This is a genomic window from Bacillus sp. BF2-3 (assembly GCF_008368795.1).
GTDB lineage: Bacteria > Bacillota > Bacilli > Bacillales > Bacillaceae_G > Bacillus_A > Bacillus_A cereus.
This window is the reverse complement of sequence record NZ_QOSA01000002.1, coordinates 210,691-223,503: the sequence shown is the minus strand read 5'-3', so window position 1 is coordinate 223,503 and position 12,813 is coordinate 210,691. Positions and strand designations below refer to the sequence as shown.

Here is a 12,813-nt window from a genome sequence, read left to right as displayed (position 1 = left end):
ATATAAAAGAAATACTTACGACTTTCTTACTTTTTTATACTGCGGTAATTTCACAGTAAAAACTGTTTCTTTATCGTTACTACGTACAGTGATATCCCCTTGATGGAGATCGGCTATACTTTTTGAAATTGCAAGTCCTATTCCTTTCCCGCCCGTATGAGAACTACGTGATTTTTCACTACGATAAAATTTCTCAAAAACGTAAGGAAGGTCCTCTTTCGGAATGCATTGTCCAAAATTTTTAATTTCTACTTCAACATTCATTGTTTTATTGGAAATTTCAATTGCAATTTCCTTTCCATCTTTTCCATACATAATACTATTACCTATTACATTTTCAAATAGTCTCACTATAAGTGCTACATCAACTTCTACATGCAGCACTTCATCACTTTTAATATAAAAGCTCATATTAGCATCATCTAATTGTGGTACAAAGTCAATCATGATTTGTTCAATTAATGCTTTCATATCTACTTCATCTTTATGTAATTCAATCTCTCTATAATTTATTTGACAGTATTCTAATAAATCATCTATTTGATGTTTTAATTCATAACTTTTTCGCTTTAATATACTTACATACTGTTCACATTCCTCTCCATTCGAATGAAGTTTATTTCCTAACAGGTCCGCATAACCGATTAAAGATGTTACTGGCGTTCGTAAATCATGAGAAATATTACTAATCATTTCATTTTTCATTTCCTGTGATTTTTTTTCATTCTCGATAGACTCTTTTAAGCTTTTCGCCATTCTATTAACATTTGCCGCTAGTTCACCAATCTCGTCATTTTTCAAAATAGGTATATGTATTTCAAAATTACCGTCACTTATTTCCTTCAGGTTCTTGTTAATTTGGGACAACCTTTTCATCAGTGTTTTTGTCATACATGCAAAGTATGTTGTAGTAAAAATCAAAAAAACTATAAAATATAAAAATGAATATTTTTCCTCTAAAACATTAACCTGACTATATATATTTCCAACTAAAATTTGAAACACTATTATACTTACAGTCGCTAACAAGATGCTACATATGAATGCGATAAAAAACTTAGCTCTAATGCCTTGTAATGATTTAATCTTCAATTTTATATCCGACTCCCCAAACATTTTGAATAAACTTCGGTTCTTTTGGATTCTCTTCAATTTTATTTCTCAATCTTGCAATATGAACTATTACTGTATTATTACTTTCATAGGCTCTTTCGTTCCAAACGCTCTCATATATTTCTTCAATTGTGAACACACGATTCCTTGCAGCTGCCATTAAGTGTAAAATATCATATTCAGTTTTCGTAAGATTGATTCTTTCTCCATATAACATTACTGTTCTCGACACTTCATCTATTTCTAAACCTCTAATATTTATTTTCTTTTCCATTACTTGGGGAGCATTTTGATTGAAATATGTATACCTTCTTAATTGAGCTTTCACTCTTGCGATAAATTCAATTGTACTGAACGGCTTCACAATATAATCATCTGCCCCAGTACTAAATCCAATTACCTTATCTACATCCGATGATTTCGCGCTTAAAAACATAATTGGTAAACTATGTTTCTCTCTAATCCTTCTACAAAGTTCTATACCATCCATTTGAGGCATTATAATATCCAAAATAGCAAGTTGAATACTGTTATTATTTATTATTTCTAAAGCCTCTTCTCCGTTATGAGCACTAAAAACTTTAAAACCTTCTTGTTTTAAATTCACATTAATAAATTGAATAATATCTTTATCGTCATCTACAATTAATATCGAATTTTTTCCATTTCCAAACCTCTTTTTTGAAATATATTCCACATCTAAGTTTATCATAAATCAAATCTACCCTTACACCTTGAATAATCTTTATTTTCAGATTAAATTATATAATAACAAATACATTCTATTTTCATGTGAAAAGGAGCGAAAATATGTTTCCTTTATTAAAAACTGAAAGACTTATTTTAAGAGAACTTACCGAAGAAGATGCACCAGGTATACTACAATGCTTCTCTAATACTGACGTACTGCGCTATTATGGCCAAAAACCGTTACAAGATATTGATCAAGTGAAACAAATTATTCATAACTTTAAACTGAGTTACAATGCAAGAAGCGGTATAAAATGGGGAATCGAATTAAAAGACAAGAAAGAACTCATCGGTACCATTGGTTTTCACGATTGGTCTTCTGAGCATAAACGAGCCAATATAAGTTATGCCTTTTTGCCTGAACACTGGGGACAAGGATATGCGACTGAAGCTGTTTCTGAGGTTATATCATACGGTTTCCATACGATTCATTTAAAGCGGATCGGAGCAATTGTATTTCTTGAAAATGAAGCTTCCAATAAAGTACTATTAAAATTAGGCTTTGAAAAAGAAGGCGTTCTAAAAAATTATATGTATCAAGATGACATTCCCTATGATACGAATTTTTATTCTTTATTAAAATCGGTTTAGTAGAATACATGTGTAAAAAACTTGTTTCAGTACAACAGTTATAGGTAGCGAATTTTTAATGACGGATGCGAAGTACTATACATTATAAAACATTAAAAAAGGGCTGTGAGTAAGCTTTTACTCATAGCCCTTTTTTATGTTCTTTTTCTGTTTTCGCAATGCTTTTGGTACGTATACGCAGAAAGGCTCACTTTCCGTATAATCCCCCGTCATTGCATATGCTCTAGAACGAGATCCCCCACAAACATATCGAAACTCACAAACACCACACTTTCCCTTATACTTGTCAGGATTACGAAGATTTTGAAAAACAGGGGAGTTTCGATAGATTTCAGCTAGCGAATTTGTTCTAATATTCCCGGTTTTAATCGTCAATACCCCACTTGGATATGTTTCTCGGTATAAAGTTAAGAAATTAGGAATTTTTCATTACTCTAAAAATACGCTATTTAACTGAAGACTATTAAATTAAGTTTCTTAAAATTATATTTTTAAAGTCTTTCAACATCATTACCTCTTTTCTAAAACCATAAAGAACGTACTATCTGGTAGCGTAACAGCATTCCCAGACTCATCTGTAAACTCGATTTTCTCGCTAAGATGGTTTGTATATCCATCCTGCAAATAGTTCATAGCTTGAACGATATTTACTTTATCTCCAAAGATACCCTTTACGAAGTCCTTATAGTCGTTTGGCGTAAAAATTCCAAACTGCTCCTGCACTTCATGAACAAAGGAATCCTCACCCCAAGTATACGTATATAAGAACTCCATTGCATCATTAACAGGCATTTTGACTGTATTGTCTGCAAGTACCTCATACTGGATTATACGCCCCTTAAATTCTTGGACATACTGCTCTAAGAACTTCATTCCGCCTGCATCTTTAAAACGAATCACCCGCATTAACCTTTTATCTTCGGTCATGATGCCATCACGAATGATAATACGGCCTCCTGGCTTTAACACCTCATAAGCACTCTGCAGCCCCTTTTTAATTACTTCATGATTAAATTTCCTACCTTCATACTCGATATAAGAGAACAGCTCATGAAGGATAGAAGAATATACAATCGTATCAACCGATTCTTTTTCAAATGAGCTGCTTAAATTGATTGCATCCCCTTTAATGACGTTCCAAGAACGCCCCTCGTCCTGCTTCTTCTTTTTCAACGTATCAATCACGTTTTCGGAAATATCGATACCGTAGATTCGTTTATCCTCGGTCTCTTCTTCAATCATGTCTAGCATGACACCACCACCGGCTCCGACATCTACAATCGTATCTCCCTTTATATAATCAAGAATAATTCGTTTATCATCAGCCGAGCTATTCATATGCTCCAGATACACTTCTTCGTTATGGAATCTATCATATGCATCCTTTCGTAACCCGAAGAAATCAAACAGCAGCACATTTGCCCGAGCATGCATCATATCTATCTTTTCTGCCTCTACACAGAAGGTAATTAACGCCTCACCTACAGCAGAAAACCGAAACGACACATACGCAGTCTTCATATCTTCATCGACTTTAACCTGAAAAGAAACATGCGTTGTATTCGGTTTCTCGTTCTCACGGTACTCCCGTAGATACTTCTCAATAACTCGCTTACGATACACGTTGTCCTTTTTTTCGCCTTTGAAATCATAATGTAGCTGCTGCATCAATTTCTCGAAATGTATATGCTGAACTTTTCTAGTGCCTATCTCATTCTTTAACATAACAAAAACTGTCCAAATATCCTCAAAGCTAAGAGCATGCATAGAAGGTTCTACATACCACAAATCCTTATTAGATAGGAATGTTTGAACGTCACTCTTCTCGCTCCCCATAATTATATCTTTTTCAAATGCTGACTCCTTATGTTTTGGCGTGAGTCTATGTATACGAGAAGTAAATGGCTCCATATAACCATCAAACAGACCATCAATTGTAATCTTCACATCGTTCTTCACTTCACTCCACAAAGCTTTTGATACGCCCTCAATAATGCATTGGTTAAGATAGTATAGAATCTCCTTTAACCTAACGTCTCCGTATTCTTCTTTATATGTGTTAATTAAATCAACATGAGAGTCCAAACGAGCCTCCCCGCGTATATACTGCCCGATTAATCCATGTGTTCTAATTAAATCTTGAATAAACAAATACTCAGTAGAGTTTAAGTTTGTCTCTACACGTTCAATAAACTGAATATCACTAAAGATATCAGCAGAACCCTCGTTATGTACCAATAGATTAATCCCTTTTTTCTTCCATTGCTCCCGCTGTTTTAAAGATCCTACCTTTGCAAGCTCACTATACGTTAGTACCTTTTCAATAATACGATATGCTTCTTCATCTAAAGACAGTCCATCCAACACTTGCAGCGTACGGTGTACATAGTACAACACCGCATCTGTTTTTAATGCACCAAGTACTTGTACATTCTCATAATTTTGATGTATCTCCTCTGCCTCAATTAGATGCTTTAACCACGTAGGGATTGAAACAGAACTCACTTCAATATATGTATTTAGAACTTCAATGCTTTTCAACTTATTTCCCCCCATATATAATCAATATCGGTAGTAAGATCTAGTACACCTTCTCCAAAAAGAACATCACCTTATGTCCCTTCTCCTAAATACTACTACTTGCTTTTTACCATCTACATCTCTTTCGAATAAAAATGTATCAAACCCAGTCTTTTTATCGTGTAAAAGAGAGTTATAAATTCCGTTACTACCACGCCAAGGTTGTAACATATTTTTTGTTGATCTCTTATTTTAACTTCATTAGGAATTTCGGAAGATCACCTCTTAAATTGATAAACATATGTTGTGACAGAATCAACTGAAAATGGAAACGGCAAGCGGGTGCACTCCACTTACCGTTTTTTCATAGCTTAGTATGTATTTGAATTTCTTTTGCTTTCTCTTTTTCACCCTTCACGCGTACAATTAAATCATATGATCCGGATTTTGAAGCTTCAAAAGAAAGCAAACCTTCTTTTTGAGAAGTGATTTCTTCTTCATAAATAACCTTATCATCTTTTGTAACTTGTAATAAAATCGTACCTTCTTCAACAGCTGCTTCATAAGGGATTTCCACATTTCCTTTTTCAGCTTTAAGTGTTTGTACATCGTAATACCCTTGCAGAGAACCAATTTTTAAAGTCGTTTCGCCATTTTTTTGAACCTTTGTAACTTGTGTCGCTGTATTGCACGCGCTTAACAATACAACAAGAGTGAGAATCATAAATAAACGTAATGATTTCATAGAAATTCCCCTTTTTTATGTATATGTGAATTAAGATTCATTCTTTAACTATTTCAAAAACACCAACACCTAAAAAGAATCACTGCTTTTCTTCAATTTCTTTTTTAAATAATTTTTGAAACTCTAATCATTAAAAACCCTACTTTTTCTTACTTTAATTGTTTCTAAAATATAGAAAAGAACCCCTAAACCAAATATCTTTTCAGCATTAGAAATATTATTACCTAATTTAATAATAGGTACATTTAATCCGAATCTTTCGCTCCATTCCAAAGGCATATATCCTCTTTTACAGTTTATTAATATCCGGTTATCCATTGTACGAAAAGAAGTTTCGAAAAAATCAAATTCAACTTCTACTTCAGAAAGTCTTATCTCTTTTTCATTCATTAAAGAACCACGTACCATTCCAAATCCTTGTATCATATTTTCTTTAAACATACCTACACAATTATAATTTGAGTCATAAATAGCCCAATCATAGTTTTCAACTTCACTATGAAAATATGCAAGAGTTTCCCCATCCTTTGCTTCCAATCCAATAACTTGCTTGTTTTTTAAAAAAGGTAATTTTGAAGAAATTATATCAGTTGAAACCATAGTTGTTCCTACTATATAGGCCCCATCGGGAGTATATAAACCGTAATGTTTATTATTTTGAGGTAATTCTAGTAAAACATAAGTATCAATATCCCAAAACTTCAAATCATTTTTAGCTATATTTTCTTCTAATAAGTTCCCTTTTCTTAATTGCCAAAATCCAATCCCCCCCAAAACAAACGAAGCTATAACCATAAATATTATTTCTCCCCAATTAACATCACCCCAACTATTATACAGACAATATAATCCAAAGAGAAAAATCCCTGTCCCAATTAAACACTTAAACCGCCCCTTTTTTTTATAATACTCAAATAATTCCACACAAACACCTCTATCAATTCATCTTAATACCCCAAATTACCTTTTAAGTATACCAAGGACAAAATATATAACCTAATATTTTTTTATATAATTAAAAACAAACATAGTTACAGAAAGAAAATGCTTGTATGCTGATCTGTACTACATTCCCTTATTCCTTGTATGCTATATTTCTATTCTTCTCTTTACTTAAACAAACTGCTCAATATTATTTGTTGCAACTTCTTATGAATGTGTAACTACAATTTTGCACTTCTCTTCTTTATATGCTAGGAACACCACCAAAGGATTTCCCGGTCCTCTGTAAAAAAAACCTTACTTTTAAAAAGTAAGGTTTTTTTTATTTATTCATTAGCAATATAAGCATTCTTATAAGTATAAATACCACCAAATTGATGCTTTTCAATTCCTTTTACATAATCCTTTTGTACATATGCTGAGCCAATATGATAAAGCGGCGCCACCGCAGCATCTTCTAATAATACCTGCTCGGCTTCTCGCAACGCTTTCCATCGATTTTCCGTATCTAGTACAAAATCCGTTTTCGCTTTCTTTATTAATTCATCGTAACGAACATTAGAATAATTCATTTTATTATTCGGATTCCCTGTCGTAAATAACTCTAAATAACTAATTGGGTCTTTATAGTCAGGTCCCCAATTTGCCATAGTTATATCGTAATCACCTATTTGTTCTAACTGTAATTTTTGCTTAAATGGCTGTTGTTTAATTTGTATCGTTAACCCTTGCAAATTCTTCTCTAAATCACCTTTTATATATTCTGCCATACGTATTGCGTTATCTTGTTCGAACGTTAAGAACTCTAGGTTTACTTGTTCTACCCCAAGCTCTTTTTTCGCTTCTTCCCAAAGTTTTTTTGCATTTTGCAAATCATATGAGGAAATATCTCCATTTTCTTTTCTAAAATCTTTACCAGTCACTTCATTTACATGACCAACTGGTACAAGTCCACTTGCAGGTTTTGCTCCGTTATTAATAAAGTGAGCAACGAAATCATCTTTATTTAACGCTAATGAAATAGATTGACGCACCTTTTTATTTGCTAACGCGTTATTTTTTTCATTAAAACGAAGCATAGCAATTCCAGGATCACTCGACATATGTAATTCCTTATTCCCTTTATACTTGTCTACAACTTGCGAATTAATAGGTACTCGATCTAAATCTCCGGCTTCATATAAATTTACAGCTGTCATTGTATCCTTTACGATATGAAAGTTTATTTCGTCTAATTTCACTTTCTTTCGATCCCAATATGTAGCATTCTTCTTTAATTGAAACTCTTGTTCATGCTTCCATTTTTCTAATACAAATGGACCGTTATATATGAGATTACTAGGTTCCAATGCATAATTGTTTCCTTGTTCTTTCAAAAATGACTCATGCTGTGGTAAGTATATAGGTAGTGCTAACAACTGTAAAAAATACGGAACTGGCTGTTCGAGTTCAACTTCTAACGTATAATTATTTATTGCTTTAACCCCAAGTGCATCAAGAGGCATTGTTCCCTTATTAATCTCTTTCGCATTTTTCACATAAAAGAGCATGTATGCATATTGAGATGCCGTTTCAGGATTAATTGCACGTTTCCATGCAAATATAAAATCATTTGCTGTCACACTGTCTCCATTTGACCATTTTGCATCTTTACGCAAATCAAATGTATATTTCTTACCATCTTCACTTCTTTTAAACGATCTTGCTACTGCTGGAATAGGCTGATCTTGATCATTTAATACATATAACCCCTCAAATATATTCTGCATAACGTGGGCTGATGTACCATCCATTGTTTTCGCAGTGTCCAGAGAAGGAATTTCTTCTGATACTGTTACATTTAACACTTGTTTTTTAACCTCTGTATCACTTTTATTCGCTTTATTATTACAAGCTGTTAATAATAAAGATGTAACAAGTGCCATTACCATTAAATGGCTCTTTTTTCGCTTCATGAGTTGTTCTCCTTAAATATAAAATATTATAAAGCGTAATATATTATAGCAGAAATACTAACAGAAAGATGCGACATTCTTTTGAATATTTATTCGTTCAAGAAAAAAGCTATCCTTTTAAAAGGATAGCTTTTTCAACTGCCACATAATTATCTATCTTTGCAAACCTCGTTTATAACGACTTGCTTCAAATATAATACGCTCTTCATCTAACGTTTTACATTCGCCATTCCAAACGACATGTTTTCCGTTAATAATTACATCGCTTATATCTTTTCCACTAGCAGCATATACAAGGTGTGATAACACTTCATCCGCTGGTTGTAAATGCGGCTTATTAGACGGGTCAATCGTAATAAAATCAGCACACTTACCAGCTTCTAGTGACCCTGTTTGTTTCATCCCGATTACTTCCGCAGCTCCTTTTGTCGCAAGAGAAAGAGCTGTTTCAACTGGTAATGCTGTTGCATCTTGGTGAATACCTTTTTGTAATAAAGTCGCTATGCGCATTTCTTCAAACATGTCTAAATTATTGTTAGATGCAACACTATCTGTTGCAATTCCTACTTTTATTCCTGCTTCTAGCATCGCTTTTACATTCGCTATACCAGAACCTAGTTTTAAATTACTATTTGGGTTATGTGCTACTCGAACATCATGTTCTGCTAAAAATGCACGCTCATCGTCATTTAATACTACACCGTGTGCAATAACTGTTGGGCGTTTAAACAATCCGCAGCTCGCTGCATATTCTACTGGACGTTTTCCATATTGTGCTTCAATATCACGTACTTCACGCTCTGTTTCCGAAAGATGAATATGGACCATCGTTTGATTTTCTACTGCAATACGTGCGCATTCTTCTAACAGTTCTGTAGAACATGTATATGGACTATGCGGTGCAACCATCGTAGTTAACATGCCATTTTCTTTATAGTAACGCTTCACATATTTCTCAGCTTCTTCAATTGCTTTCTTTTCATCCTCTTTCGTTCCGAAGCTAAATAAAGTTCTTGAAACAGCAGCTCGCATTCCACTCCTTGATACCGTTTCCATAATTGCATCTTGATCTACTCCAATTGGATTAAACATGTCAGAAAATGATGTTGTACCACTTTTCACCATTTCAAGTAATCCTAATTCCGTACTAGCAACCGCAAGCTCTGGAGTAAACTGACTTTCAAGTGGCCAAATTCTCGTCTCCAGCCATGGTTGTAATAACATATCATCGCCAATACCTCTTAAGAGACTCATTACAACGTGTGTATGTGTGTTTACAAGCCCTGGTAAAACCCACTTTCCTTTCATGTCAATTACTTCATCTACTTCAAAATCATTAGCGAATTCTCCGCTCTTTACATCTATAATTTGATCATTTTCTACAATGATATATCCATTTTCTATCACTTCGTTTTGTTCATTCATCGTTACAATTGTAGCGTTTACATAAGTTGTTTTCAAAAGTATTTCCCCTTTCAACTCTATGAAGTTCCCTTTAATAAGTTACCACCATTATAGTAACTTATTAAAGATTAAGAGTCAAAAGATAATTTTAATTCTTTCGTTATTTTTCCCTTCAAAATGTTATATTGCTTTTCATTTGTATCTGCAAATGCTTCTTCCCGATTTGACTTTTCATCCATATAATTCAATTTCCCATTGAATTGAGTCTCTGTAAAATCAAATCTCTGCCCATCTATAAAGTTATAAAAGTGCCATACCTCTCTTACTTTTGTCTTTTTAATTTCTCCTCCGTATATGTCTTGAACGACAAGAGCTGTAACACCACATTGTCCCTTTGCTGGGTTTTCAATTGTCCACTTTGAACTCGTTTCAATCGACCACGATTTTATTAGTGCTTCATATATTCTTTTTTCCTTTACATCATCCATTCTAATCTTCCCCTACTATTAATAGTTTTACACATCATATTTCAAAAGAGGCAGTACACGATCCTTAAAGACAGTTGATGGTGTCTCTCCTATTAACTGTGCTCCCATTTTCAAGTAATATCCTTTTGCATTCGGATCACTATCAATTGTAAAACTTTTTAATCCTAGTTCATTGGCTTTTTCTATTACATACTCCCAAAGTATTTTCCCGTAACCTTTTCCTTTGTAATGAGGATGAATGTACAAGAAATCGAGAGCTTTATCATTACGTAAAAATGAGAAAAAACCAATCTTCGCATTATCGTTTACTAAAACATATACAAAATTATTTTTTATGTACTCTTCCGTAATTGTTAAATCTTCCTTACAAGCAAGTATGAATTCTTCACTATAATTCCACGTTGCTTTTGAATGCAGTGCGAGTTCACTTAATTCATTTGCTTCACTTAATAATGCTTCTCTTATCTTCATGATTCTTTTTCCTCACTTTCAATATGTACACTACTAAATTGATTCGGAAAGCACTTCAAAAAAACCTTTAATTTCCATAAAATAGAAATTGATTTTATAAATCTTTATTATAATCAGTACGATTTTCAACAATTTTTTTAAAGAAAAAGAACGCCATCCCTAAAAGTTGGCGTTCTCTTTTTCTAAAATTTAATCTTCAAGCTCACTCATTCGTTTTACTATTTCGTACGATACAAACCTATACAGTTTCTACTACCGCTTCAAGCATTGTTCCATTTTTAGCATAGTTCGTATGCCAAGAAAAAGCTTTTTCTAAAATATGAGGAGTTTGTCCACCTCTTATTTTTGCTTCTTCGTAATAAGCTCGTAGCTGTTCACGATACATTGGATGTGCGCAATTCTCAATAATAAGTTCCACTCTTTCTCTTGGCGCAAGTCCCCTTAAGTCGGCATATCCCTGTTCAGTGACGATAACATCTACATCATGTTCAGTATGGTCTACATGAGAAACGAAAGGAACGATACTTGAAATGTTACCACCTTTCGCAATCGATTTAGTAACAAAGATAGCTAGGCGAGCATTTCTTGCAAAATCACCAGACCCACCAATACCATTCATCATTTTTGTACCTAAAACGTGAGTAGAGTTAACATTTCCGTATATATCTAATTCTAATGCAGTATTAATTGAGATTAATCCAAGGCGACGAATAATTTCAGGATGATTGGAAATCTCTTGTGGACGCATCATTAATTTGTCACGATATTTTTCAAAGTTAGAAAATACTTGTTGCATTTTCTCTTCAGAAAGCGTGATAGAACAACAAGAAGCAAAATTGACTTTTCCAGCATCCATAAGATCAAAAACTGCATCTTGTAAAACCTCGGAATATACTTCTAAATCTTCAAATTCTGAATCTAACATTCCATGCAATACGGCGTTAGCCACTGAACCAATTCCTGATTGTAACGGCGCTAAACGATTTGTTAATCGGCCTACTTTGACTTCTTCTCGAAGGAATTCTATTAAATGCTGTGCCATAATAACAGTTTCTTCATCCGGAGGAACAATTGTCGATGGCGAATCCAATTGATTCGTAAACACAATTCCCTTTACTTTTTCAGGATCAATTGGAATACCGATTGTTCCAATTCGGTCATCTGTTTTCACAAGCGGAATTGGAAGCCTCTCCCCTTGTTTACCTGGTTCATATAGATCATGTAGCCCCTCTAATTGCGCGGATTGAGCCATATTCATTTCAATAATAATAGACTTAGCATTTAAGGAAAACGCTAAGGAATTTCCAATTGAAGTGGTTGGAATAATCATTCCGTCCTCTGTAATCGCAACCGCTTCCAAAATAGCGAAATCTATATCCAGAACGTCAGCACGGAGTAACTCTGCTGTATGAGACAAGTGTTGATCCACAAATAAAAAGTCTCCGTTATTAATTCCTTTTCGCATAGTAGCGTCAGCTTGGAAAGGTAATCTTTTCCCTAAAATTCCTGCCTCAGCAAATAATTTGTCTACATCCGATCCTAAAGAAGCCCCAGTATAAACATTTACTTTAAAAGATTCATCATTCTTAACTCGGTTTACAAGCGCAAATGGGACTGCTTTTACATCACCTGCACGTGTAAACCCACTTAAGCCTAAAGTCATTCCACTTTGAATCCAGGAAGCTGCTTCTTCAGGTGTAACTACCCGATCTTTTAGACGTTGATCTCTGATTCTATCTAAATTGTTCTCCATATGTAATCCCTCTCTCATTGAATATTCATAATTATTTTACACATTAACACTATCAAAATAGGGATTTTAGTATACAATGCC

At 33.8% G+C, this 12,813-nt stretch carries 11 protein-coding genes and 1 pseudogene; 1 reads left to right on the top strand and 11 read right to left on the bottom strand.

All coding sequences use genetic code 11. The features are described from left to right. Positions 1–15 precede the first annotated feature (15 nt). Positions 16–1,116 carry a HAMP domain-containing sensor histidine kinase gene (locus DN401_RS03285; protein ID WP_162837403.1) on the bottom strand — a complete coding sequence of 367 codons (1,101 nt, stop codon included), beginning with the start codon at positions 1,114–1,116 and terminating at the stop codon, positions 16–18. Further along, positions 1,082–1,825 carry a response regulator transcription factor gene (locus tag DN401_RS03280; RefSeq protein WP_149287514.1) on the bottom strand — a complete coding sequence of 248 codons (744 nt, stop codon included), beginning with the start codon at positions 1,823–1,825 and terminating at the stop codon, positions 1,082–1,084. Before DN401_RS03280 ends, DN401_RS03285 begins: the two co-directional genes overlap by 35 nt. Positions 1,826–1,923: 98 nt before the next feature. Here DN401_RS03280 and DN401_RS03275 point away from each other — a divergent pair, with 98 nt between their 5' ends. Next, the gene (locus DN401_RS03275) at positions 1,924–2,454 is read left to right on the top strand and encodes a GNAT family N-acetyltransferase (RefSeq protein WP_144639877.1); all 531 of its coding nucleotides are present in this window, start codon (positions 1,924–1,926) and stop codon (positions 2,452–2,454) included. A 117-nt stretch (positions 2,455–2,571) separates the two neighbouring features. Here the strand turns inward: DN401_RS03275 and DN401_RS03270 are convergent. From DN401_RS03270 to DN401_RS03230, 9 genes and pseudogenes are all read right to left on the bottom strand, one after another. Then, positions 2,572–2,847, bottom strand: a pseudogene (locus DN401_RS03270) (SPASM domain-containing protein); the annotation flags it as partial. 117 nt (positions 2,848–2,964) lie between these two features. Continuing rightward, positions 2,965–5,010 (bottom strand): class I SAM-dependent methyltransferase, encoded by a 2,046-nt coding sequence (locus DN401_RS03265; RefSeq protein ID WP_149287513.1) that lies wholly within the window; start codon positions 5,008–5,010, stop codon positions 2,965–2,967. A gap of 328 nt (positions 5,011–5,338) precedes the next feature. Beyond that, positions 5,339–5,719, bottom strand: a complete 381-nt coding sequence (locus DN401_RS03260; protein ID WP_000838922.1) for a BA_1872 family lipoprotein — start codon at positions 5,717–5,719, stop codon at positions 5,339–5,341. Between the two features lie 123 nt (positions 5,720–5,842). Next, a complete protein-coding gene (locus DN401_RS03255; protein ID WP_149287512.1) occupies positions 5,843–6,643 on the bottom strand; it encodes an ABC transporter ATP-binding protein in 801 nt (266 codons plus the stop codon). A gap of 344 nt (positions 6,644–6,987) precedes the next feature. Then, positions 6,988–8,616, bottom strand: a complete 1,629-nt coding sequence (locus DN401_RS03250; RefSeq protein WP_033695998.1) for a peptide ABC transporter substrate-binding protein — start codon at positions 8,614–8,616, stop codon at positions 6,988–6,990. Between the two features lie 153 nt (positions 8,617–8,769). Beyond that, complete coding sequence (locus tag DN401_RS03245) at positions 8,770–10,095, bottom strand: bifunctional S-methyl-5'-thioadenosine deaminase/S-adenosylhomocysteine deaminase (protein ID WP_149287511.1); 1,326 nt, start codon at positions 10,093–10,095, stop codon at positions 8,770–8,772. 53 nt (positions 10,096–10,148) lie between these two features. Beyond that, positions 10,149–10,508: a YunG family protein gene (locus DN401_RS03240; protein WP_000342907.1), complete on the bottom strand. Its 360-nt coding sequence runs from the start codon at positions 10,506–10,508 to the stop codon at positions 10,149–10,151. 27 nt (positions 10,509–10,535) lie between these two features. Continuing rightward, the gene (locus DN401_RS03235; RefSeq protein ID WP_016124391.1) at positions 10,536–10,979 is read right to left on the bottom strand and encodes a GNAT family N-acetyltransferase; all 444 of its coding nucleotides are present in this window, start codon (positions 10,977–10,979) and stop codon (positions 10,536–10,538) included. Positions 10,980–11,217: 238 nt separating this feature from the next. Next, positions 11,218–12,732: an acetyl-CoA hydrolase/transferase family protein gene (locus tag DN401_RS03230; protein ID WP_000429812.1), complete on the bottom strand. Its 1,515-nt coding sequence runs from the start codon at positions 12,730–12,732 to the stop codon at positions 11,218–11,220. Positions 12,733–12,813: the final 81 nt, after the last annotated feature.